At 67.6% G+C, this 22,461-nt stretch carries 23 protein-coding genes; 21 read left to right on the top strand and 2 right to left on the bottom strand.

What is annotated here, in order from left to right:
- Positions 1–15: 15 nt before the first annotated feature.
- The 14 genes from murC (at position 16) to msrA (ending at position 13,732) form a co-directional block, all read left to right on the top strand.
- A complete protein-coding gene (gene murC / locus K8P10_RS09380) occupies positions 16–1,437 on the top strand; it encodes a UDP-N-acetylmuramate--L-alanine ligase (RefSeq protein ID WP_224778668.1) in 1,422 nt (473 codons plus the stop codon).
- Positions 1,434–2,579: an FtsQ-type POTRA domain-containing protein gene (locus K8P10_RS09375; RefSeq protein WP_224778667.1), complete on the top strand. Its 1,146-nt coding sequence runs from the start codon at positions 1,434–1,436 to the stop codon at positions 2,577–2,579. Before murC ends, K8P10_RS09375 begins: the two co-directional genes overlap by 4 nt.
- 155 nt (positions 2,580–2,734) lie before the next feature.
- A complete protein-coding gene (gene ftsZ, locus K8P10_RS09370) occupies positions 2,735–3,958 on the top strand; it encodes a cell division protein FtsZ (RefSeq protein ID WP_224778666.1) in 1,224 nt (407 codons plus the stop codon).
- Positions 3,959–3,961: 3 nt separating this feature from the next.
- Positions 3,962–4,657: a YggS family pyridoxal phosphate-dependent enzyme gene (locus tag K8P10_RS09365; protein ID WP_224778665.1), complete on the top strand. Its 696-nt coding sequence runs from the start codon at positions 3,962–3,964 to the stop codon at positions 4,655–4,657.
- A 33-nt stretch (positions 4,658–4,690) separates the two neighbouring features.
- The gene (locus K8P10_RS09360; RefSeq protein ID WP_224778664.1) at positions 4,691–5,197 is read left to right on the top strand and encodes a cell division protein SepF; all 507 of its coding nucleotides are present in this window, start codon (positions 4,691–4,693) and stop codon (positions 5,195–5,197) included.
- 12 nt (positions 5,198–5,209) lie between these two features.
- Positions 5,210–5,509, top strand: a complete 300-nt coding sequence (locus K8P10_RS09355) for a YggT family protein (protein ID WP_224778663.1) — start codon at positions 5,210–5,212, stop codon at positions 5,507–5,509.
- Between the two features lie 75 nt (positions 5,510–5,584).
- Positions 5,585–6,247 carry a DivIVA domain-containing protein gene (locus tag K8P10_RS09350; protein WP_224778662.1) on the top strand — a complete coding sequence of 221 codons (663 nt, stop codon included), beginning with the start codon at positions 5,585–5,587 and terminating at the stop codon, positions 6,245–6,247.
- Between the two features lie 9 nt (positions 6,248–6,256).
- Positions 6,257–6,886, top strand: a complete 630-nt coding sequence (lspA, locus tag K8P10_RS09345) for a signal peptidase II (protein ID WP_224778661.1) — start codon at positions 6,257–6,259, stop codon at positions 6,884–6,886.
- Positions 6,886–7,803, top strand: a complete 918-nt coding sequence (locus K8P10_RS09340; protein ID WP_224778660.1) for an RluA family pseudouridine synthase — start codon at positions 6,886–6,888, stop codon at positions 7,801–7,803. Before lspA ends, K8P10_RS09340 begins: the two co-directional genes overlap by 1 nt.
- Before the next feature lie 122 nt (positions 7,804–7,925).
- Positions 7,926–8,237 carry an antibiotic biosynthesis monooxygenase gene (locus tag K8P10_RS09335; protein ID WP_224781257.1) on the top strand — a complete coding sequence of 104 codons (312 nt, stop codon included), beginning with the start codon at positions 7,926–7,928 and terminating at the stop codon, positions 8,235–8,237.
- Entirely contained in the window at positions 8,234–8,584 is a 351-nt protein-coding gene (locus K8P10_RS09330) for a TraR/DksA C4-type zinc finger protein (protein WP_224778659.1), read from the top strand. The genes K8P10_RS09335 and K8P10_RS09330 overlap by 4 nt, the downstream gene beginning before the upstream one ends.
- Positions 8,585–8,825: 241 nt before the next feature.
- Positions 8,826–12,320: a DNA polymerase III subunit alpha gene (gene dnaE / locus K8P10_RS09325; RefSeq protein ID WP_370632005.1), complete on the top strand. Its 3,495-nt coding sequence runs from the start codon at positions 8,826–8,828 to the stop codon at positions 12,318–12,320.
- Positions 12,321–12,362: 42 nt separating this feature from the next.
- Positions 12,363–13,205 carry an ammonia-dependent NAD(+) synthetase gene (gene nadE, locus K8P10_RS09320; protein ID WP_224778657.1) on the top strand — a complete coding sequence of 281 codons (843 nt, stop codon included), beginning with the start codon at positions 12,363–12,365 and terminating at the stop codon, positions 13,203–13,205.
- A 2-nt stretch (positions 13,206–13,207) separates the two neighbouring features.
- Positions 13,208–13,732 carry a peptide-methionine (S)-S-oxide reductase MsrA gene (msrA, locus tag K8P10_RS09315; protein WP_224778656.1) on the top strand — a complete coding sequence of 175 codons (525 nt, stop codon included), beginning with the start codon at positions 13,208–13,210 and terminating at the stop codon, positions 13,730–13,732.
- Between the two features lie 15 nt (positions 13,733–13,747).
- On the opposite strand, the gene K8P10_RS09310 is transcribed toward msrA, so the two are convergent.
- Complete coding sequence (locus K8P10_RS09310) at positions 13,748–14,233, bottom strand: single-stranded DNA-binding protein (protein ID WP_224778655.1); 486 nt, start codon at positions 14,231–14,233, stop codon at positions 13,748–13,750.
- A gap of 262 nt (positions 14,234–14,495) precedes the next feature.
- Here K8P10_RS09310 and K8P10_RS09305 point away from each other — a divergent pair, with 262 nt between their 5' ends.
- The 3 genes from K8P10_RS09305 to K8P10_RS09295 are packed head-to-tail and all read left to right on the top strand — an operon-like array spanning position 14,496 to position 17,213.
- Positions 14,496–15,014: a hypothetical protein gene (locus K8P10_RS09305; protein WP_224778654.1), complete on the top strand. Its 519-nt coding sequence runs from the start codon at positions 14,496–14,498 to the stop codon at positions 15,012–15,014.
- Between the two features lie 38 nt (positions 15,015–15,052).
- A complete protein-coding gene (ettA, locus tag K8P10_RS09300) occupies positions 15,053–16,735 on the top strand; it encodes an energy-dependent translational throttle protein EttA (RefSeq protein ID WP_224778653.1) in 1,683 nt (560 codons plus the stop codon).
- A gap of 34 nt (positions 16,736–16,769) precedes the next feature.
- Positions 16,770–17,213, top strand: coding sequence for a thioesterase family protein (locus tag K8P10_RS09295; RefSeq protein WP_224778652.1), 444 nt, complete (start codon positions 16,770–16,772; stop codon positions 17,211–17,213).
- A 23-nt stretch (positions 17,214–17,236) separates the two neighbouring features.
- Here the strand turns inward: K8P10_RS09295 and K8P10_RS09290 are convergent, their stop codons facing one another.
- Complete coding sequence (locus K8P10_RS09290; RefSeq protein ID WP_224778651.1) at positions 17,237–18,103, bottom strand: acyl-CoA thioesterase II; 867 nt, start codon at positions 18,101–18,103, stop codon at positions 17,237–17,239.
- An 85-nt stretch (positions 18,104–18,188) separates the two neighbouring features.
- On the opposite strand from K8P10_RS09290, the gene K8P10_RS09285 reads away from it, so the two are divergent.
- From K8P10_RS09285 to K8P10_RS09270, 4 genes are all read left to right on the top strand, one after another.
- Positions 18,189–18,848, top strand: coding sequence for a hypothetical protein (locus K8P10_RS09285; protein ID WP_224778650.1), 660 nt, complete (start codon positions 18,189–18,191; stop codon positions 18,846–18,848).
- Positions 18,849–18,923: 75 nt separating this feature from the next.
- Positions 18,924–19,178 carry a DNA-directed RNA polymerase subunit omega gene (gene rpoZ, locus K8P10_RS09280; protein WP_224778649.1) on the top strand — a complete coding sequence of 85 codons (255 nt, stop codon included), beginning with the start codon at positions 18,924–18,926 and terminating at the stop codon, positions 19,176–19,178.
- A 3-nt stretch (positions 19,179–19,181) separates the two neighbouring features.
- A complete protein-coding gene (gene metK, locus K8P10_RS09275) occupies positions 19,182–20,372 on the top strand; it encodes a methionine adenosyltransferase (RefSeq protein ID WP_224778648.1) in 1,191 nt (396 codons plus the stop codon).
- A 28-nt stretch (positions 20,373–20,400) separates the two neighbouring features.
- A complete protein-coding gene (locus K8P10_RS09270; protein ID WP_224778647.1) occupies positions 20,401–22,410 on the top strand; it encodes a hypothetical protein in 2,010 nt (669 codons plus the stop codon).
- The last annotated feature ends 51 nt before the right edge of the window (positions 22,411–22,461 follow it).

Genomic DNA, 22,461 nt, shown 5'->3' with positions numbered 1-22,461 from the left:
CCGCTAGGAGGACCCATGATCTACCCAGACCTCGAGATGGAGCTTCCCGGCCACCTGGAGCGGGTGCACTTCGTCGGTATCGGCGGTTCGGGAATGAGCGGTATCGCCCGCATGATGCACGCCGCTGGCGTGGCGGTCTCCGGTTCTGACCGGAGCGAGAACTACAACACGAGAGCCCTCCGCGAACTCGGGATCACCGTCTCGATCGGCCATGATGCCGCTCACGTGGGCGACGCCGAGGCGATCGTAGTCACGGGTGCACTCTGGCAGGACAACCCCGAGTACCGCTTCGCGCTCGAGCACGGTCTTCCCGTTCTCCACCGCTCGCAGGCACTCGCCTGGCTCGCCAGGGGACGCCGGGTCGTCTCCGTCGCCGGAGCGCACGGTAAAACCACCTCGACCGGCATGCTCGTGACCGGACTCCTCGGCCTCGGCGCGGACCCCTCGTTCGTGAATGGCGGTGTCATCGAGTCCCTCGGTGTGAGTGCCGCGCCGGGCGGGGACGATCTGTTCGTCATCGAAGCCGATGAGTCCGACGGATCGTTCCTGCTGTACGACACCGCGATCGCGCTGATCACGAATGTGGACCCCGAGCACCTCGACTTCTACGGCTCTCGAGAGGCGTTCATGCGGGCGTTCGTCGACTTCGCGAGCGGTGCCAGCGAGCAGGTGGTCATCTCCGCCGATGACGCCGGCGCTGGTGAGGTGCTCGCCGCGCTCCGAGCCTCCGGTCTCGCAACCCCGATCCGCACGTTCGGCGAGGCCGAGGACGCCGACGTCAGGATCACCGGCATCGACGACTCCGGTCCCGTCCGGTTCACGGTCGAGATCGACGGGGCGGCGTACACCGGAGGGCTGCCGGTCTTCGGCCGCCACAACGCAGTGAACGCGGTCGGCGCGCTGGCGGTGCTGACGGCGCTCGGATTCGAGCCACAGGCCGCGCTCGACGCCCTCGGCGGTTTCGCCGGGACCAAGCGGAGGTTCGAGTTCCACGCCGAGGTCTCCGGGGTGCGCGTCTACGACGACTACGCGCACCACCCGACGGAGGTCGAGGCGCTTCTCGATTCGGCGCGAGCCGTCGTGGGGGAGGGCAGGCTCATCGCGATCCACCAACCCCACCTGTACAGCCGCACGAGGCACTTCCACCGAGAGTTCGCGGAGGTGCTGGAGCACGGCGCCGATCACACGGTCGTGCTCGAGGTGGACGGTGCGCGCGAGGATCCGGTGCCGGACGTCACGGGCGCGCTCGTCTCGAACGATTTCTCCGATCCGAGCCGCGTCGCTTACATCGATGACTGGCAGCGCGCCGCGGACTACCTCGCCGAACTGGCTCGTCCCGGCGACGTCATGGTGACGATGAGTTGCGGAACCGTCTACCAGATCATTCCCCAAGTGGTCTCAGCGCTGCGCAACCGATTCGAGTCTGAGACGTCGTGAAGCGTCCGGGAGGTTTCGAGCGCGGCGCCGATCCGGAGGAACCGGATCGCGTCAACGCGGAAGAGGCCGAGCCTCGTGGGCTGCTCGGACGATTCTCGCGGCGCTCAGGCGAGCAGCCGCCCGATGACACGGCCCCGCCTGAACGCGGCGCAGAGCGTGCCGCTGGACGGTCGGCGGACGACGGAACCGCGGTCGGCCGTGCGGTGCGCGACGCCATGCGCTCGCCCGAGAGCGCGCCATCCGCCGAGACGGTGGATCTCGCTGAGGCGCGACTCGCCCGTTCCGGAGCACCATCGACCGAGCTGACTCCAGCGTCGGAGCGGGTCGGAGTGATCGAGCGGGCGCGCGAGCGGTTCCGCTCCGAGCCCGACCCCGTCCGCGCGGCAGGTCGGGAGGTGCGTCGCGCCCGCCGTCGCCGGAAGCGGCAGGAACGCCGCGAGCAGCGTCGTTTCTCGGTGCAGGCGCGTCGGCGTCGGCGCAACTGGCTCATCGCACTCGGCGCGGTCGGAGTGCTCGCGCTCACGGTCGTCGTCGGGGTCTTCACGCCGCTGATGGCGGTGCAGGACATCCGGGTGGACGGCGCGTCCCAGGTCTCCCAGGAGGAGATCGAGGGAGCACTCGAGCGATTCTCCGGCGTCCCCCTCGCGCTCGTCGAGGATCGCGAGATCCATCGCGCCCTCGAGCCGTTCCCGCTGATCCAGCGCTACGGGGTTGAGCGCGTCCCGCCGCACACGCTCGTCGTGCGCATCGAGGAGCGCACCCCTGTCCTCGCCGTCGATCGCGACGACCGCTTCGAGCTCTACGATCCGGCAGGGGTGCTGCTCGACCGCACCGAGGAGCGCCCTGAGGGGGTCCCGCTCGCCACCGACGGGCTCAGCAACGTGGCCTCGGAGACCTATGCGTCAGCGGCGACGGTGCTGCGCGACATGCCCGCCGACCTGCGCTCACGCATCTCTTCGGCCTCAGCGACGAGTGCGCAGAACCTGAGTTTCGACCTTGACAACGGCATCGAGGTCATCTGGGGCGAGGCGACGAAGACCAACCGCAAGGTCGAGGTGCTCGAGTCGATGCTCAGCGCGCTCGCGGACAAGGACGTCGAGGTCATCGACGTGTCGTCGACCGAGGGCCCGGTCTTCCGCTGAGCGTTCTTCCGGAGTTTTCGCTGACGAGTCGCGACGCGCCGGTGTGTCTCTTCGCGAATCGGGCGCGCAGACCGTAGTTTGGGGGCTGTCAATGTATACCCGAATACTAACTTTCACCTTAAAGTAGAGGGTGAAGGTTGAGGGGGAGGACCCAGGTGTCAGCGAACCAGAACTATCTCGCGGTGATCAAGGTCGTCGGCGTCGGCGGCGGCGGCGTCAACGCCGTCAACCGAATGATCGAGCTCGGCCTGCGCGGCGTCGAGTTCATCGCCGTCAACACCGATGCGCAGGCGTTGCTGCTGAGCGACGCCGACGTGAAGCTCGATGTCGGGCGCGAGCTCACGCGCGGGCTCGGCGCCGGCGCCGACCCCGAGGTCGGCCGACGTGCGGCCGAGGATCACGCGGAGGAGATCGAGGAGGCGCTGACCGGCGCCGACATGGTCTTCGTGACCGCCGGCGAGGGCGGTGGCACCGGCACCGGTGCAGCACCGGTCGTGGCGCGCATCGCGAAGTCGGTGGGTGCGCTGACCATCGGCGTCGTCACCCGTCCGTTCAGCTTCGAGGGCAAGCGCCGTGCGGCGCAGGCCGACGCCGGAGTCCACGCCCTCCGCGAGGCCGTCGACACGCTCATCGTCGTGCCGAACGACCGGCTGCTCGAGATCAGCGAGCCCGGCATCAGCATGATCGAGGCATTCGCCGCCGCCGACCAGGTGCTGCTCGCCGGTGTGCAGGGCATCACCGACCTGATCACCACCCCTGGCCTCATCAACCTCGACTTCGCAGACGTGAAGTCCGTCATGCAGGGCGCGGGCGCGGCACTCATGGGCATCGGCTCGGCGCGCGGCGCGGACCGCGCCATCAAAGCGGCTGAGCTGGCAGTCGCCTCGCCGCTGCTCGAAGCATCGGTCGAGGGTGCTCACGGAGTGCTCCTCTCGATCCAGGGCTCGTCGAACCTCGCGCTCAGCGAGATCTACGAGGCCTCCTCGTTGGTGCAGGACGTTGTCCATCCAGAGGCCAACATCATCTTCGGTACCGTCATCGACGACACGCTCGGCGACGAGGTGCGCGTCACCGTCATCGCGGCGGGCTTCGACACCGAGCCCTCGTCTTCCACCGTGAAGCCCGACACCGAGCGAGGCCGTCGCGGCAGCCACGTCGAGACCCTCGAGGAGGCGTCGGGGCAGGGGCGTCCGTCCGCCGTCGAGGGTGCCGCTGCCGGCGCCGCTGCGACGGGAGCGGGAGCCGCTGCCGCATCGACCGCAGCCGAGTCCGAGTCCTTCAGCGAAGAGATCTCCCACCCGCCGGTGGAGTCGCAGATCTCGGATCCCGCGTTCGACGGCGACGATCTCGACCTCGACATCCCCGAGTTCCTCCGCTGATCGATGACGTCGACCGAGAGCGCTGAGGGTCCCGGCCTCGCCGAGCGTCTGGAGCGCATGCGCGCCGGCATCGCCGATGCGGCGCGCCGTGCCGACCGCGAGCCCGACGACCTCACCCTCATCGTCGTCACGAAGTTCCACCCCGCCTCGCTCGTCCGGGAGCTCTCGGCTCTCGGCGTGCGAGACGTGGGGGAGAACCGGCACCAGGAGGCGCAGGCCAAGGCCGAGGAACTCTCGGATCTCGACCTCAGGTGGCACTTCGTCGGGCAGCTGCAGACGAAGAAGGCCAGACAGGCCGCCAGGTACGCGCACGCGATCCACTCCATCGACCGCGAGCGTCTCGTCGATGCGCTCGCCGACGGTGATCGCGAGATCGACGCGTTCGTGCAGATCAACCTCACGGACGACCCCGGTCGCGGGGGCGCTGCCCCAGACGAGATTGAGGCGCTCGCCGAGCGGGTGCTCGAATCGCCGACGCTGCGCCTGCGCGGCGTCATGGCGGTCGCCCCCATCGAAGAGGAGCCGGCCAGGGCCTTCGCCCGACTGCGTGGCTACTCGGATCGGGTGCGCACCCTCGCGCCGAACGCCACAGCGATCTCGGCCGGCATGACCCACGACTACGCCGAGGCGATCGCCGAGGGTGCGACACACCTGCGCATCGGCACCGCAATCACCGGGAAACGCCCGGAGCACGGTTAGTCTCGAACGTATCGGACCGTTGGGAGAAGAGTAATGAGCAACCCGCTGAAAAAGACGATGGTGTTCCTGGGCCTCGCTGAAGAGGACCTCGAGCAGCAGCAGTCCGCATCCGCGAGCCCCACCCCGAAGCCTCAGGCGGCCGAAACGGCCCCGCAGCAGTCCAGCCAAGCGCAGCGCCCGAACCCGCACCGCGGAGCGTCGGTGACCCCGCTGCGGAAGGTCACCCCCACCAAACCCGTGAGTGCACAAGCTATGAACGAGATCCTGACGGTCCATCCGACGGCATACCGCGACGCGGCATCGATCGCGGAGAACTTCCGCGACGGCGTTCCCGTGATCCTGAACCTCTCCCAGATGAGCGACACCGAGGCCAAGCGGCTCATCGACTTCGCGAGTGGGCTCGCCATGGGTCTGCGCGGCCGCATCGAGCGCGTGACGAGCAAGGTGTTCCTCCTCTCGCCCGAGCACATCGCGGTGAGCGGTGACGAGGCGGAGACCGCGAACGACAGCGGTTCGTTCTTCGTCGCACCCTCCGCCTGAGCCAGCACACCGGTGGACATCCTCCTCTTCTCCACGCTGTTCGCGCTGCGGCTGGTCATCCGCATCTACATGTTCGTGCTCTGGGGCCGGTTCATTCTGGACTGGGTACGGGTCTTCAACCCGCGCTTCAGGCCCCGCGGGCCGTTGCTGGTCCTGGTGGAACTGGTCTACACGCTCACCGATCCTCCAATCAAGATGTTCAGGCGAATCCTCCCTCCGATCAGGCTCGGGCAGATCGCGCTCGACCTCGGCTGGATCCTGACCATGCTGGCCTGCATCATCCTGCTCGCATTCATCCCTGTGCCCCGATAGGGTTACCAACGCGGATTGTTTGCTAGCGTTGTACTCGATCACCCGAGTGATCCCGATAGTGAAAGAGACTCTCGAATGGCACTGACACCTGAAGACGTCGTGAACCAGAAGTTCACGATCACGAAGTTCCGAGACGGTTACGACCTGGATCAGGTCGACGACTTCCTGGACACCATCGTCGAGGAGCTTCGGCAGCACGAGCAGGAGAAGGCCGAACTCAACGAGCAGATCGAGCGCCTCACGGGTGAGCTCGAAGAAGCCCGTGCCGAGGCGGCGCAGGCCACTGAGGCTGCGAAGGCGGCTCAGACGACCGAGGCGGCTCCTGAGCGCGAAGCGGCCGAGGACCGGACCATCGTCGTCGATGCACCGGCTGCGGCGCCCGCAGAGACCGCTGTGGCGTCCTCCTCGAACCAGAACGACGCGATCAAGTCGAGCGCCATGCTGCAGCTCGCGCTCGAGCTGCACGACAAGCACATCCACGAGGGCGAGGAGAAGCGCGATCAGCTGATCCGCGACGCCCAGGAGACGTCGAAGCAGCTGATCGAGGAGGCGCAGAAGCAGCGCGCCGACGAACTGCGTCTGCTCTCGACCGAGCGCGCCGAGATCGGCACCAAGATCAAGGATCTCCGCGAGTTCGAGGGCGAGTACCGGAGCACGCTCCGCTCGTACATCCAGTCGCAGCTGCGCGGGCTCGACGGTTCCCCTGAGCCGTCGGGTGCCCCCGAGGGCCTCGAGTAGTCCCGGAGCGTGAGCGGAGCCCCATCGGCCGACATCGGCGGTGACGTCGACGGAGTCGACGTCGAGGTTGCACCCACCCGTCCGCGTCGCCGCTGGGTTCCGTTCCTGCTGATCGCGATCGCCGCGGTCTGGTACGGCTTCGACCAGGTCACGAAGCAGTGGGTCGTCACCTCGCTTCCCGAGGGACGTTCCATTCCGGTGCTCGGTGACGTGCTCCAGTGGCATTTCGTGCGGAACCCTGGGGCGGCGTTCTCTTTCGCCGAGGGCGCGACCTGGATCTTCACGATCCTGGCCGCGGTCGTCGCGGGCGTGATCGTGTGGCAGATCCGTCGGCTCGGGTCGATCTGGTGGTCGGTCTTCCTGGGGTTGCTCCTCGGCGGCGTGCTCGGCAACCTCACCGATCGCCTCATCCGCGACCCCGGCTTTCCCGTGGGGCACGTCATCGACTTCATCTCCACACCGTGGATGATGCCCGCGATCTACAACGTCGCCGACATCGGCATCGTGTCTGGCATGATCCTCTTCGTCGGCATCACGCTGCTCGGACTGCCAATCGACGGCTCGCCGCGACCCCGGAAGACCGCAGCCCAGGCCGAACCCGAGATCGCTGAAACGCAGGACAGCGGGGAGGGGCGCTGATGGAGCACCGGAGTCTCCCCGTCCCCGACGGCCTCGTGGGCGAACGCACCGATGCCGCGCTCGCGAAGATGCTCGGGTTCTCGCGCAGCACTGCCGCGGAGATCGCGGCAGCCGGCGGGGTGCAGCTCGACGGACGGCCCCTCGGCAAGTCCGATCGGCTCACGGCCGACGGATGGCTCGAGGTCAGCTGGGAGGCGAAGAGCGGTCCAGAGGTGGTGCCTGTGCACCTGCCCGAACTCGGCATCGTCCACGATGACGACGACATCGTCGTGGTGGACAAGCCGGCCGGAGTCGCCGCGCACCCGTCGCTCGGCTGGAACGGGCCGACCGTGCTCGGCGCGCTCGCGGGCGCCGGCTACCGCATCGCCACCTCTGGCGCGCCTGAGCGGCAGGGCGTCGTCCACCGTCTCGACGCCGGCACCAGCGGACTCATGGTGGTGGCGAAGAGCGAACACGCCTACACGGTCCTCAAACGCGCGTTCAAAGAGCGCGAAGTCGACAAGATCTATCACGCCGTCGTGCAGGGGCACCCGGATCCGTTCTCGGGGACGATCGAGGGTCCCATCGGGCGACACCCCGGATCCGAGTGGAAGTTCGCCGTCACGGCGGGCGGGAAGCCATCCGTGACCCACTACGAGACCATCGAGGCCTACCCGTACGCCACGCTCCTCGAAGTGGAACTCGAGACCGGGCGCACCCACCAGATCCGCGTGCACATGTCCGCGCAACGTCACCCCTGCGTCGGCGACACCATGTACGGAGCGGACCCGACGCTCTCCGAGCGCCTCGGCCTCTCCCGACAGTGGCTGCACGCCATGCGCCTCGGCTTCGCCCACCCGGCTACCGGGGAGTACGTGTCATTCGAGAGCACGTACCCCGCGGACCTGCAGCACGCGCTCGACGTACTCGCGGAGTAGAACCTTCGGGATTCTTGTCCATCTTGCCCGGTCGTCGGCGGGGGCTCATGCGCGTCGAACACCTCGTTCCCTGGCAGAGCGTCTACGCTCGGGATACCAGGCTCACCGTCGAAAGGACTCGCATGCCGGTCGTCAAGATCAACGCCATCACTGTTCCCGAGGGATCAGGTGCCGAACTCGAGCAGCGCTTCGCCGCCCGCAAGCACGCGGTCGACGGGTCGCCTGGTTTCCTCGGCTTCGAGCTCCTCAGGCCGACGCAGGGCGAACGCCGATACTTCGTCGTCACCCGGTGGGAGACCGAGGAGGACTTCATCGCCTGGCGTGACTCCCGAGAGAATACTGCAGCGCACGCCGCACCCGAGGGGGAGGCACCGCGCAAGCCCGTGGCGAGCGGAGCGGATCTGCTCGAGTTCGAGGTCGTCGAACTCGATTGAGCGGGCCGTCTCGAGCCGACCTGATGCTCCTGCGCGAGGCGGCGCAAGAGCGAGAAGCGCGCACGCGAGCGGCGCTCGCCGCGCTCACTCGGGATCGCATTGGCGAAACCGACGATGACGAGCACGACCCCGAGGGAGTGACGCTCTCATCCGAGTGGTCGCGTCTGCACGGTCTGCTCGAAGCGGCGATCGACGAGTCCGAGCAGAGCGCCGCCGCGCTCGCGCGCTGGGATGCCTGCACGTACGGGGTCTGCGTCGATTGCGGGCGCGACATTCCCGAGGCCCGCCTCGAGGCGCGGCCGTTTGCAGATCGGTGCGTGCCGTGCGCGGAGCGCGCCGGGCTCTAGACTCCGTGCCGGCAGGCGTGGCCTCGCGCCGAGACTGCGTTTCGTCAGGTTTCAGCGGCCGTGAAACCGGACGAACTGCGTTCTCGGCACGGGCGGCCCGAGTGTCAGACGCGTCGTGCGCTGTCGGGGGCGAGAGGTATCCTGGTGGGGTCCGGCCAGGCAGGCCAGGGGCGACGAATGAGGAGCGCGATTGGCGAACCGGGACAGCTTCGTACATCTCCACACCCACAGCGAGTACTCGATGCTCGATGGTGCTGCGCGAGTGGGCGATCTCATGGACGCGGTGGTGGCGCAGAACATGCCGGCCATCGCGGTCACTGACCACGGCAACACGTTCGGCGCGTTCGATTTCTGGAAGCAGGCGAAGGATCGGGGCCTGAACCCGATCATCGGGATCGAGGCGTACCTCACCCCGGGTACCCACCGCAGCGACCGCACCCGCGTCAAGTGGGGCGACGGCGCAGGCGATGATGTGTCGGGTGCCGGCGCGTACACCCACATGACGCTGCTGTCGGAATCTACGGCTGGCATGCACAACCTGTTCCGGCTGTCGAGTTACGCCTCGCTCCAGGGGTACTACTTCAAACCGCGTATGGACCGCGAGCTGTTGCAGACGTACGGCAAGGGCATCATCGCCACGACGGGATGCCCATCCGGAGAGGTGCAGACGCGTCTCAGGCTCGGCCAGTACGACGAGGCCCGCAAGGCCGCCGCCGAGTTCCAGGACATCTTCGGCAAGGAGAACTTCTTCTGCGAGCTCATGGATCACGGGCTCGATATCGAGCGGCAGGTTCAGAGCGATCTCTTGCGCCTCGCGAAAGACCTCCAGATCCCGCTCGTCGCGACGAACGACCTCCACTATGTGCACGAGGCCGACGCCGAGGCGCACTCGGCGCTGCTGTGCGTGCAGTCGGGGTCGCGCCTCGACGATCCGAACCGATTCCAGTTCAACGGCAGCGGCTACTACGTGAAGTCCGCCGCCGAGATGCGGCACCTCTTCCGCGACTTCCCGGAGGCCTGCGACAACACGCTCCTCATCGCGGAGCGCTGCTCGACCGAGTTCAACACCTCGGCGAACTACATGCCGAACTTCCCGGTGCCCGACGGGGAGACCGAGGAGAGCTGGTTCGTCAAGGAGGTCGAGCGCGGCCTCCACTACCGGTATCCGAGCGGCATCCCCGACGAGGTGCGCAAGCAGGCCGAGTACGAGATCGGCGTCATCGTGCAGATGGGCTTCCCCGGGTACTTCCTCGTCGTCGCCGACTTCATCAACTGGTCGAAGGACAACGGGATCCGGGTGGGCCCCGGCCGTGGGTCAGGTGCGGGATCGATGGTCGCCTACGCGATGAGGATCACCGACCTCGACCCTCTGCAGCACGGACTCATCTTCGAGCGATTCCTGAACCCCGATCGTGTCTCGATGCCCGACTTCGACGTCGACTTCGATGATCGCCGTCGCGGTGAAGTCATCAAGTACGTGACGGAGAAGTACGGCGACGAGCGGGTCGCCCAGATCGTCACCTACGGCACGATCAAGTCCAAGCAGGCCCTCAAGGACTCGAGCCGCGTGCTCGGCTTCCCGTTCGGCATGGGGGAGAAGCTGACGAAGGCCATGCCCCCCGCGGTCATGGCGAAGGACATTCCACTCGCCGGGATCACCAACCCTGAGCATCCGCGGTACAAGGAGGCTGCGGAGTTCCGCACCGTCATCGCCGAGGATCCCGAGGCCAAACTCGTCTACGACACCGCGCTCGGGCTCGAGGGGCTGAAGCGCCAGTGGGGTGTGCACGCTGCGGGCGTCATCATGTCGAGCGATCCGCTCATCGACATCATCCCGCTGCAGAAGCGCGAGCAGGACGGGCAGATCGTCACGCAGTTCGACTACCCGACGTGCGAGGGTCTCGGCCTGATCAAGATGGACTTCCTCGGGCTCCGCAACCTGACGATCATCTCCGATGCGATCGAGAACATCCGTGAGAACCGCCAGGAGGACCTCGACCTCGAGACGCTCGAGCTGGATGATCAGCCATCGTACGACCTGCTCGCGAAGGGCGACACCCTCGGCGTCTTCCAGCTGGACGGCGGACCGATGCGCGGCCTGCTGCGCCTCATGAAGCCGGACAACTTCGAGGACATCTCCGCGGTGCTCGCGCTGTACCGGCCCGGCCCCATGGGCGCGGACTCGCACACCAATTACGCTCTCCGCAAGAACGGTTTGCAGGAGATCACTCCGATCCACCCGGAGCTCGAGGAACCGCTGCGCGACGTCCTCGACACGACCTACGGTCTCATCATCTACCAGGAGCAGGTGATGTCGATCGCGCAGAAGGTCGCGGGGTTCTCGCTCGGCCAAGCAGATATTCTGCGGCGCGCAATGGGCAAGAAGAAGAAGTCCGAGCTGGACAAGCAGTACGCCGGCTTCTCGCAAGGAATGAAGGATCGTGGATACTCCGACGGTGCGGTCAAGGCGCTCTGGGACATCCTGCTCCCGTTCTCCGACTACGCGTTCAACAAGGCGCACTCCGCCGCATACGGACTCGTCAGCTACTGGACCGCCTACCTCAAGGCGCACTATCCGGCCGAGTACATGGCGGCGCTGCTCACGAGCGTCGGCGATTCCAAGGACAAGCTCGCACTCTATCTCAACGAGTGTCGGCGGATGGGCATCAAGGTGCTTCCGCCCGATGTCAACACCTCCGTGGTCAACTTCGCCGCGGTCGGGGACGACATCAGGTTCGGCCTCGGCGCGGTCCGGAACGTCGGCGTGCACGTTGTCGAGGGAATCCGGCAGGCGAGGGAGCGGGAGGGCGACTTCCAGACCTTCCACGAGTTCTTGAAGCAGGTACCGATGCCGGTGCTGAACAAGCGCACCATCGAGTCGCTCATCAAAGCCGGAGCGTTCGACACCATGCGAGCGACCCGCCGGGCGCTCGTGGAGATCCACGAGACCGCGGTCGAGAGCGCCGTGAAGCAGAAGCGGGACGCGGAGAACGGGAACGTCGGGTTCGACTTCGACAGCCTGTTCGCAGAAGCTGCCGAACAGGGCGGCGATACGGTCGCCGAGTCTCAGGTGCCAGACCGACCGGAGTGGACCAAGAAGGACAAACTGGCATTCGAGCGCGAGATGCTCGGCCTCTACGTCTCCGACCACCCCCTGCGCGGCCTCGACTCCGTGCTCGCCAAAGAAGCGTCGGCGAGCGTCGAGCAGATCACGAATCCCGATTCGCACTTCGACGGCGAGATCGTCACGGTCGCGGGGCTGCTCACGAGCGTGCAGCACCGCACCGCGAAGTCGGGCAACCTCTACGGCATGGTCACGATCGAGGACTTCACCGGCGAGATCCAAGCACTCTTCATGGGCAAGTCGTACACCGAGTTCGGGCGTCAGCTGCAGCCCGACACCATCGTCGCCATCCGCGGCAAGGTCAACTCCCGAGACGACGGCATGTCGATGCACGCCTACGGGGTGAAGCCGATCGACACCTCGTCGCAGAACGACGATGAGACCCTCACGATCTCGCTCGCCGACCATCGAGCGACCGAACCGCTGATGCACGACCTCAAGGAGACGCTGCGTCGGCACCAGGGCAGCAGCGAGGTGCGGTTGAACCTCGCGACCGCTTCAGGAATTCGGGTCTTCGAGATCCCGTTCTCGGTGCGGGTCTCGACGGACCTCTTCGGTGAGCTGAAGGGACTCCTCGGGCCCCGATGCCTCATGTCGGCTGAAGATCAGTGACCGGTTACGCACCGGAAACACGACGGGACTAGGGTGAAGACCATGTCAACGGAGCAGCAGCAGATCATCAGCGCGCTCGGCAGCGTGCCCGCCATCGACCCGGAATCGGAGATCGAACGTCGCATCGGGTTCCTCGTGGACTATGCGCGGTCCGTGCCGGGAGCCCGCGGGTTCGTGCTGGGCATATCGGGCGGACAGGACTCCTCACTCGCAGGCCGGATCACGCAGCTCGCCGCAGAGCGGCTGCGCTCCGAGGGGCATGAGGCCCGATTCGTCGCGGTGCGGCTGCCGTATCGCGAGCAGCACGATGAGGACGACGCGCGTCTGGCGCTCGACTTCATCCGGCCGGACGAGGCGATCACGGTCGCGATCGGTTCGGCCGTCGACGAGATCACCGCCGCCGTCTCCGAGGGCAGCGGCGCGCCCGTCACCGATTTCACCAAGGGGAACGTCAAGGCGCGGATGCGCATGGTTGCGCAGTACACGGTTGCCGGAGACCGCGGGCTCCTCGTCATCGGCACCGATCACGCCGCTGAAGCCGTGACGGGCTTCTACACGAAGCACGGCGATGGGGCAGCGGATGTCCTCCCGCTCTCCGGCCTCACCAAGGGGCAGGGTGCCGCCATGCTCGAGCACCTCGGTGCCCCAGATCGGCTCTGGAAGAAGACCCCCACCGCCGATCTGCTCGATGATGATCCCGGTCAGTCCGACGAGCAGAGCCTCGGAGTCACGTACGCTGAGATCGATGCCTACCTGCAGGGGGAGACGGTGGACACCGCGGTCGCCGAGAACCTCGAGCGGCGGTACACTGCGACGGAGCACAAACGGCGGATGCCCGTCGCACCGGACGATACCTGGTGGATGGGCGAGAGAGAGGATCGGTAGCGATGTCGACGACGTTCGTTCTGGCAGGCGGGTGCTTCTGGTGCCTCGATGCGGCCTACCGTCAGATGCGCGGCGTGGAGAGCGTGGTCTCCTGCTACACCGGCGGGCAGACCCCCGATCCCACCTACGAGTCAGTTTGCACGGGCGGTACCGGTCACGCCGAGGCCGTCGAGGTGACGTTCGACGAGACGGAGCTTCCGGCGCAGGTCGTGCTGGATGCGTTCTTCACCATGCACGATCCGACGCAGCTCAACCGGCAGGGCGCGGATGTGGGTACCCAGTACCGCTCGGCGATGTTCCCCGCCGATGATGAGCAGCGGGCCCTCTTCGAGGCGGCGCGTGAGCGCGCTTCTGAATGGTGGCCGGGGGAAATCGTGACGACGATCGAGCCGCTGGGCGAGGTGACGCGCGCCGAGGAGTATCACCAGGACTTCTTCGCGAAGAACCCGACCCAGGGATACTGCCTCGCCGTCGCCGTGCCCAAGGTGAACAAGATCCGGGCCCAGTTCAGCGAGTATCTGCGCTAACCGAGCACGGCGAGTTCAGAACGGAGTCGTCACCACCGGATCCGGCGGAAGTGCTGCGCTGGGAGCGGAGTCCGTGCTCGACGCCGGGTCTGAGGCTGGCTCCGTTCGGGGGTGACGCTCCTCATCCGGTGTGTCGGCCGCAGCGCCGATCCGTTTCGCGAACTGGGTGACACCCCAGCGCAGGTCGTGACCGAGCGCCTCGGCATCCACCTCGACGGCGGTGCCCGAGCGCTCATCGGTCTCCCACCGCCGAATGCGGAGGCGCCCGACGACCACCACGCGATCCCCCTTTCGCAGAGACCGAGACGCGTGGTCCGCCAGGCCGCGAAACGCTGTCACCCCGAACCAGTTCGTCTCGCCGTCCACCCATGCGCCCTGCTCGCGGTCGTAACGACGGTCGTTGCTTGCGACGCGGAAGGAGCAGAGGGGCGTTCCACCCGCCGGATGCATGAAGCGGGGGTCGGTCGCGATCGTGCCGATGACGCTGATGGGAGTGCTCATGGAAAACCTCGTCTCGTGGCGCCGGGAGGGAACGGGAAGGCGTCGACGTCGGGGATGAGTCCGTCCACGACGCCGGTCGAGCGGAGCGGTGCGCCACGCCGGCCGCTCCGCTCGATCCGTTTCCAGTCTCCGCGCCGCGCGCAAGGGGTGGGGCTCTGAGAGCGGATCTGTGGAGAGCTGCCGAGGGTTCTCCGCTGCTCCGGGCCTGGGGACGGATTGAGAGCGGTTCGCCGCTCAGGCGTTTCCCTCTAGACTCGATCGCGTGGTGAAGAGTTCTCTGGCGGGTACGGAGTCGCGCTTTCGGCGTATCTCCGGAGTGCGACGAGTGCTGGCGGCGAGTGCCGTCGCGGCCGCGCTCACCTCGCTGACCGGTTGCTTCCTGCTCGAAGGGCCGAGCCCTCGAACCCCCGAGCGCACCGCGCCGCCGGAACCCGAGACCGCGCCGCAGTTCGTTCCCGATGGCTCCGCGGAGGAGAACCTCCCGTACTTCACCGAGGTCCTTCGGCAGTACAGCGCAGGTGATGGTCCGGTCGAGGGGCGGCCGATCGTCGACGCCGTCGCCGAGGCCGGCTTCGACAAGGCCGCGATGAGCGTGAGCTTCGACGAGTCGAAGACGGGGTACGCCGCTGACAGCATCTTCGTATCGGTGCGCATCGGTGCGGACTGCCTTCTGGGCCAGGTCGCTGCTGAGGGTCGGGGATTCGCTGCGGAGGCCGAACCCGCGATCGGTCCGGATCACGACGTCTGCCTGATCGGCGAGACCCGTCCGATCGACTGGTGACGGGGCGATCCTCCGACTCGACAGGGTATCCTGGCAGGATGGCTGAGTACATTTTCCAGATGGTGCGCGCGCGCAAAGCGCACGGCGACAAGGTGATCCTCGATGATGTGACGACGGCGATCCTGCCGGGGGCGAAGATCGGCGTGGTGGGCCCGAACGGTGCGGGTAAGTCCACGATCCTGAAGATCATCGCCGGTCTCGACACCCCCTCGAACGGTGAGGCGATCCTGACTCCCGGGTACTCCGTCGGCATCCTCATGCAGGAGCCGGAGCTCGACGAGGAGAAGACCGTGCTCGAGAACGTCGAGCAGGGCGTGGGCGACATCAAGGCGAAGCTGGACCGCTTCAACGAGATCTCGGCTGAGATGGCGAACCCCGACGCCGATTACGACAAGCTCCTCCCCGAGATGGGTGAGCTGCAGGAGGCCATCGACCACGTCGACGGCTGGGAGCTCGAGGGGCAGCTCGAGCAGGCCATGGACGCACTGCGCTGCCCGCCGGCCGACGCCATCGTCAAGCATCTCTCCGGGGGCGAGAAGCGTCGCGTCGCGCTCTGCAAACTGCTGCTGGAGAAGCCGGACCTGCTCCTCCTCGACGAGCCCACCAACCACCTCGACGCGGAGAGCGTGCTGTGGCTCGAGCAGCACCTCTCGAAGTACCCCGGCGCGGTCATGGCCGTCACGCACGATCGGTACTTCCTCGATCATGTCGCGACCTGGATCTGCGAGGTCGACCGCGGGCGCCTGTACCCGTACGAGGGCAACTACTCGACCTATCTCGAGCAGAAGGCCGCGCGTCTCGAGGTCCAGGGCAAGAAGGACGCGAAGCTGCAGAAGCGTCTGAAAGAGGAGCTCGAGTGGGTCAGGTCGAACACGAAGGGGCGTCAGGCGAAGTCCAAGTCGCGTCTCGCCAGGTACGAGGAGATGGCGGCTGAGGCCGAGCGGACGCGCAAGCTCGACTTCGAGGAGATCCAGATCCCGGCAGGGCCGCGCCTCGGCAACCTGGTGCTCGAAGCGAAGGGGCTCGAGAAGGGCTTCGGCGATCGGATGCTCATCGACGGTCTTTCGTTCTCGCTGCCGCGCAACGGCATCGTCGGCATCATCGGTCCGAACGGTGTGGGCAAGACGACCCTCTTCAAGACGATCGTGGGCATCGAGCCGCTCGACGGCGGCGAGCTCAAGATCGGCGACACGGTGCACCTCAGCTACGTCGACCAGACACGCGGGGGCATCGATCCCGACAAGAACGTCTGGGAGGTCGTGTCCGACGGCCTTGACTACATCCAGGTCGGCAAGACCGAGATCCCGTCGCGGGCCTACGTGTCGACCTTCGGGTTCAAGGGACCCGACCAGCAGAAGAAGGCCGGCGTGCTCTCTGGCGGTGAGCGCAACCGACTGAACCTCGCGCTGACGCTCAAGCAGGGCGGCAACGTCCTCCTGCTCGACGAGCCGACGAACGACCTCGACGTCGAAACGCTCACGAGTCTCGAGAATGCCCTGCTCGAGTTCCCCGGTTGCGCTGTGGTCATCACGCACGACCGGTGGTTCCTCGACCGCATCGCCACGCACATTCTCGCCTACGAGGGCACCGATGAGAACCCGGCCAACTGGTACTGGTTCGAGGGCAACTTCGAGGCGTACGAGGAGAACAAGGTCGAGCGCCTCGGGCCGGAGGCGGCGAAGCCGTCGCGCGTGACCTACCGCAAGCTGACGCGCGACTGATCGGGCCCGGCGTATGGCGCGATGGATCATCCCGATGGAGCTCCGGTGGGGCGACCAGGACGCGTACGGCCACGTGAACAACGTGGCCTACGCGCGCTACCTGGAGGAGGCGCGGGTGCGCACGTTCTGGCCGGGGACCGGTGGGGAGCGGAACGGCATGGAGGGTCACTTCAGGGGCGACACTCCCGGCGGCCCGAAGATGCTCGTCGCGAGCCAGCAGATCGAGTTCGTCAGCGTGCTCGAATACCGTGACGTGCCGATCTCGGTGGAGCTGTGGATCGGCAAGCTCGGCGGTTCGAGTCTCGAGCTGCACTACGAGGTGCTGGACGGTGACCCGGAGCGCAGGGTCGTCGCGCGTGCGATCACGACGATCGTGATCGTCGACGGCGAGACCCTGCGGCCGCAGCGGCTTTCGGACGAGGCACGCGCGTCGATCGAGCCGTGGCGCGACGAACCGGTGTCGATGCGGAGGGGCTGAGGCCCCTCCGCGGTATCTGCGGGTTACTCCTCGGGGAGCCGGATCATCGACTCCTGGGAGACGCTCGCGACGAGGGCGCCGCTCTGGTTGTAGAACCGGCCGTGCGCCAGGCCGCGTCCGCCCTGAGAGGTCGGTGAGTCGAGTTCGTAGAGCAACCACTCATCGACCCGGAATGGGCGATGGAACCACATGGAGTGGTCGAGGCTCGCCACGCGGAGCCCGGGAGTGGCCCACGGAATGCCGTGCTGCCTGGCGATCGGCTCGAGCAGCAGGTAGTCGCTCGCGAACGCGAGTGCGGCGGAGTGGAGCAGGTGGCCGGCGGGCAGGGTGTCGCGGGATCGCATCCACACTCGCTGACGGTTCGTGCGCTCGGGAACCCGGAGGATGATGTCGGATTCGACGTACCGGAAGTCGAACGGGCGGTTGAGAACCCAGGAGGCGCGGCCCGAGCCGGCGAGGTGGCCGTAGGTCTCCCAGACGGTCGGGAGTTCGTCCGGCGGAGTGATCAGCGACATGTCGATGGCGTCCTGGTGCTCGAGGCCGGTGTCCGGGCGCTGGAACGAGGCGATCATCGACATGAGCACCTCCCCGTTCTGATACGCCTGCGAGCGGCGCGTCGAGAAGGATCGCCCGTCGTGCAGCCGCGCGACCTCGAACGTCATCCGCTCCGAGCTGTCGCCCGGACGCAGGAAGTAGCCGTGCATCGAGTGGATCTCGAGGGCGTCGTCTACGGTGCCTCCTGCTGCGGAGATCGCCTGACCGAGCACCTGGCCGCCGAACGATCTGCCGTGCGGCGTCGGGAGGGCGGGGCCCGTGAGGATGTCTTCCCTGGTGCGGGCGCCCGAGTCGATGACGGAGAGCATCTCGACGAGGTCGGGGGTCGTGGTCATGTGGGGCCTCCCTGGGGTCGCAGCGGTCCGGTGTGCGTCCCAAGTCTAGGGGTGCCGTGCAGCGTCTCCGGATAGTGTGGAGGATGTGACCAACCCCTCTCTCGGCTCCCTGACGTTCACCGGCACGGCCGACCTCGATGACCTGCGGCGGTACCTCGAGCGCCTCGAGCGGGCGGGGTCGCCCGAGGTCAGACTGCTCTCGCGGGGCGGGGTGCTGGCGGTGTATGGATGCACGCAGGCGCCGCGCGGACTGACCGATGGGATCCCCGTGGTGCTCGTGATGCGCGGGTGGTCGCTCGCCGAGGCGCCGGCAGAGCCGGTCGACGTCACGGTGCTCGCGCGCTCGCTGCTCGACCGTCTCGCCAGGCTCGGCGAGGGGGATCACAGCCTCGACCTCCCCGACGTCACGGCGATGGCGGCGTGGACGGGTGTGCTGCCGCCCCTGTCGGGGTGGCAGCCCGCTGGCGAGCTCGAGGCCGAGTCCGTGGCTCGTGTCGCGCGCGAGGGGAGCGAACGCGTTGCGGCAGCGCTGCCCGATAACCCGGGTGACGCGGTCGTCCACAAGGTCAGGTCGTCGGTTTGGGGACTCGAGATGGCCCCGGGGATTCCTGCAGCTGCCGCATTCGCCGCCGAGACGATGGGCTTCCTGAACGGGGCAGAGACCCTGCGCGTTTCCCGATCCGTCACCTGGGTGCGCCTCAGCAGCGGGCACGGGCACGTCATCGTGCGTTCGCTGCTCGGCTGACAGCTGAATACGCGCCAGTAGCTCGTACGGGTCGATCCGCTAGACTGTCGGGGTCAACCCCTGAGGAGTATTTCAATGGCCAATGTGAACGGGATCATCGATCCGCCCATCGACGACCTGCTGGAGAAGGTGGACTCGAAGTACGCTCTCGTGACCTTCGCCTCGCAGCGCGCGCGTCAGATCAACGACTACTACACCGACCTGCACGACGGGAACCTCTTCGACAACGTGGGGCCGCTCGTCGACTCCTCGGTCGATGACAAGCCCCTGTCGATCGCGCTGCACGAGATCGTCGAAGACAAGCTCGAGATCACCGCCAAGGGCGCGTAGTTGGTGGCGCTGCGGCAGTTCACGTCAGAGTCGGTCACCGAGGGGCACCCCGACAAGATTTGTGATCGCATCTCGGACACCATCCTGGACGCGATGCTCGATCAGGATCCGGGTGCCAGGGTCGCCGTCGAGACGCTCGTGACCACGGGCCTCGTGCACGTGGCAGGCGAGGTCTCGACCTCGGGGTACGTCGAGATCCCGCAGCTCGTGCGTCAGGCGATCCGCGGAATCGGGTATACGAGTTCCGAGATGGGCTTCGACGCGTCCTCCTGCGGTGTGTCGGTGTCGATCGGGCAGCAGTCTCCCGACATCGCGAGCGGCGTGGACAGCTCTCTCGAGCAACGCAGCGGCACCCTCGATGATGCCCTGAGCAGTCAGGGTGCCGGCGATCAGGGCATCATGTTCGGATTCGCCACCGACGAAACGCCCGAACTGCATCCGCTTCCGAGCTGGATCGCGCACCGTCTCGCCGAGCGCCTCACCGATGTGCGGAAGCGCGGGATCGTGCCCGAGCTGCGCCCCGACGGCAAGACCCAGGTGACGATCGGGTACGACGGTGATCGTGCGGCATCGGTCGAGGCCGTCGTGCTCTCGACGCAGCACAGCAGGGATATCTCCCAGCAGGCACTCCGCGAGGTCGTCGAGCGCGAGGTGATCCGGCCCGTGCTCGAGCAAGTCGACCTCTCGACGGCGGACACCGAGCTCCTCATCAACCCTGCCGGACCGTTCGTGGTCGGCGGACCGATGGGCGACGCAGGCCTGACGGGGCGCAAGATCATCATCGACACCTACGGCGGATGGTCGCGGCACGGCGGCGGCGCGTTCAGCGGCAAGGATCCGTCGAAGGTGGATCGCTCGGCCGCCTACGCCATGCGCTGGGTGGCGAAGCACGTCGTGCGCGCCGGTCTCGCCCGCAGGGCTGAACTGCAGGTGGCGTACGCAATCGGGCGGGCCCACCCCGTCGGACTCTACGTCGAGACGTTCGGCACCGAAACGGTGCCGGTCGAGCGGATCGAAGCCGCGGTGCGCGAGGTGTTCGACCTGCGTCCGCTCGCGATCATCCGCGATCTGCAGTTGATCCGCCCGATCTACGCGAAGACGTCCGCTTACGGCCACTTCGGCCGGGAGCTCCCGGAGTTCACCTGGGAGGCCACTCCGCGCGTCGACGAACTGCGCGCAGCAGCGGGCCTCTGAGCCGGCACGCCGTCGTGGGTGACGCGTCGTGAGCGAGCGCCCGGACGGCAGACGGGTCGCGAGGGTCCTGCTCGACTCGTCGCTGCCGCAGCTGGATCACCTCTTCGACTACGCCATACCCGACGAGCTGGCCGACGAGATCCGCGTCGGCCAGCGCGTGCGGGTCCCGTTCCGATCCCAGGAGCGGAAGAGCTTCGGGTACGTCATCGAGTTCACCGACCGCAGCGATTTCGGGGGTGCGCTGTCTGCGGTCGCCGAGATCGTCTCTCCGGTACCGCAGCTCACCCCCGAGGTGTGGCGCTTGGCGCGGGCCGTATCCGACCGGGCCGGCGGCTCCGCCGGCGACATCCTGCGTCTCGCGATCCCGACCAGGCACATCAGGGTCGAGAAGAAGCACTTGGCGGCCCTCGAAGCAGCCGGGCAGGGAGCCGAGCCCGATCCAGGACCAGACGTGCCGCCGGCGCAGCGCTGGGCGCCGACGGTCCAGCAGGAGGAGACCGCGGCACTCCTGGTCTCGGGCGCGCGTCTCGCGGTGACGCCGTCGCACGGCCCGACACGTCTGCTCACGGGGGAGTGGGTTGCCGGGTGGGCACTCCAGCTCGCCGAGGTCGCGCTGACGGTGTTCGCCCGAGGGCGGAGTGTGATCCTCGTCCTGCCCGACTACCGCGATCTCGATCAGGTGCGCGACGCCCTGGCAGCACTCGGCCACCCGGATCCGGTCCGTGTCGATTCCCGCCAGACCGGGTCTGAGCGGTATGCGGCGTTCCTCAGATCCCTCGACACCGAACCGCGCATCATCGTGGGCAACCGGTCAGCCGTCTACGCTCCCGCGCACTCCCTTGGGGCGATCGTGGTGTGGGACGACGGCGACCCCGTGCTCGCCGAACCGCTCGCGCCCTACGTCCACCCCCGCGACGCGGCGCTCGTGCGCGCCGAGCAATCGGGTGCCGGTCTGCTGTTCGCCGCCCACTCCCGGAGCGCCGAGGTGCAGCGCCTCGTCGAGCTCGGGTACGTGCGTGCCGAGTCCCACCCTCCGCGTCGCACGCGCGTGATCCACGCCGACGCCTCCACCACGCCCGACTCGGTCGGCGGCCGCGTGCCCGAGTTCGCCGCGCGATCGATCAGGCAGGCGCTGCGCGAGGGGCCGGTGCTGGTGCAGGTCGCCACGCCGGGGTACGCGCCGGTGGCGGTCTGCGGCGACTGCGGCGACCTGGCGCGGTGCGGGCACTGCGGCGGGCCTATCGGCTTCCGCGAGGCGAAGCGCGCGGCCTGCCGATGGTGCGGCGAGTACGCGACCAAGTGGCAGTGCGGCACCTGCGACGGGCGGCGCCTCGTGGAGCGCGGCATGGGGTCGCAGCGCACCGTCGAGCAGTTCGAGCGCCAGTTCTCGGGGGCTCGAGTGCTGCTGAGCGACGGAGAACACCCCAGGGAACGGGTGGATGCGCGGCCCGCCCTCGTGGTCGCGACCCGTGGAGCTGAACCCCTCGCCGCGGGCGGCTACCGCCTGGTCGTCCTGCTCGACGCCGAGCGTCTGCTCGGACTGGAGACGCTTCGCGCCGGAGAGGACTGCCTGCGCTGGTGGGAGAACGCTGCCGCACTCGCCGCGCCCGACGGGGCCTGCCTCGTCGCCTCTGGCGGAGGGCCGGTGGTCCGTGCGTTCGTGACCGGCAGGATCGGTCCGTGGCTCCACGAGGAACTCCTGATGCGCCAGGAGCTCGCCTACCCGCCGGCAGTCCGCGTCGCGGCCGTGACCGGAGGCCGCGCGGAAGTGGATCGCGCGCTCGCGACCCTCGACGGGCTGGGCGTCGACGTGCTCGGCCCCGCTCCGCAGCCCACCGATCCGGGCGATCCTCCCCTCGTTCGCGCCATCGTGCGGTTCGAGTACGCCAAGGGCGCCGAAGTCGCGAAGCGCCTGCGCGGTGCTCTCGTCGCCGATGCGGCGGGATCCTCGGCGCGCAACCGGGGCAAGGCGCCCGGGCGGGCGCGGCCGGGCGCGCTGCGCCTCCGCTTCGATGATCGCAGCGTGTTCGACGGGTAGCGCCTCGTGCGTCCGGTCGCGGGGCCGCGTGTTCGCTCGCGATGAAGTTTG

Source organism: Leucobacter sp. Psy1 (assembly GCF_020096995.1).
Classification (GTDB): Bacteria; Actinomycetota; Actinomycetes; order Actinomycetales; family Microbacteriaceae; genus Leucobacter.
Note: the sequence above shows the minus strand (reverse complement) of the source record. Positions and strands in the feature narration are given on the sequence as shown.

Bases quoted from the DNA above. Each gene is read 5' to 3' on its own strand.
- murC (WP_224778668.1), top strand. From the start codon at position 16: ATGATCTACCCAGACCTCGAGATGGAGCTTCCCGGCCACCTGGAGCGG.
- K8P10_RS09365 (WP_224778665.1), top strand. From the start codon at position 3,962: ATGACGTCGACCGAGAGCGCTGAGGGTCCCGGCCTCGCCGAGCGTCTG.
- K8P10_RS09360 (WP_224778664.1), top strand. From the start codon at position 4,691: ATGAGCAACCCGCTGAAAAAGACGATGGTGTTCCTGGGCCTCGCTGAA.
- K8P10_RS09350 (WP_224778662.1), top strand. From the start codon at position 5,585: ATGGCACTGACACCTGAAGACGTCGTGAACCAGAAGTTCACGATCACG.
- K8P10_RS09340 (WP_224778660.1), top strand. From the start codon at position 6,886: ATGGAGCACCGGAGTCTCCCCGTCCCCGACGGCCTCGTGGGCGAACGC.
- K8P10_RS09335 (WP_224781257.1), top strand. From the start codon at position 7,926: ATGCCGGTCGTCAAGATCAACGCCATCACTGTTCCCGAGGGATCAGGT.
- dnaE (WP_370632005.1), top strand. From the start codon at position 8,826: ATGCTCGATGGTGCTGCGCGAGTGGGCGATCTCATGGACGCGGTGGTG.
- nadE (WP_224778657.1), top strand. From the start codon at position 12,363: ATGTCAACGGAGCAGCAGCAGATCATCAGCGCGCTCGGCAGCGTGCCC.
- msrA (WP_224778656.1), top strand. From the start codon at position 13,208: ATGTCGACGACGTTCGTTCTGGCAGGCGGGTGCTTCTGGTGCCTCGAT.
- K8P10_RS09310 (WP_224778655.1), bottom strand. From the start codon at position 14,233: ATGAGCACTCCCATCAGCGTCATCGGCACGATCGCGACCGACCCCCGC.
- ettA (WP_224778653.1), top strand. From the start codon at position 15,053: ATGGCTGAGTACATTTTCCAGATGGTGCGCGCGCGCAAAGCGCACGGC.
- K8P10_RS09295 (WP_224778652.1), top strand. From the start codon at position 16,770: ATGGAGCTCCGGTGGGGCGACCAGGACGCGTACGGCCACGTGAACAAC.
- K8P10_RS09290 (WP_224778651.1), bottom strand. From the start codon at position 18,103: ATGACCACGACCCCCGACCTCGTCGAGATGCTCTCCGTCATCGACTCG.
- rpoZ (WP_224778649.1), top strand. From the start codon at position 18,924: ATGGCCAATGTGAACGGGATCATCGATCCGCCCATCGACGACCTGCTG.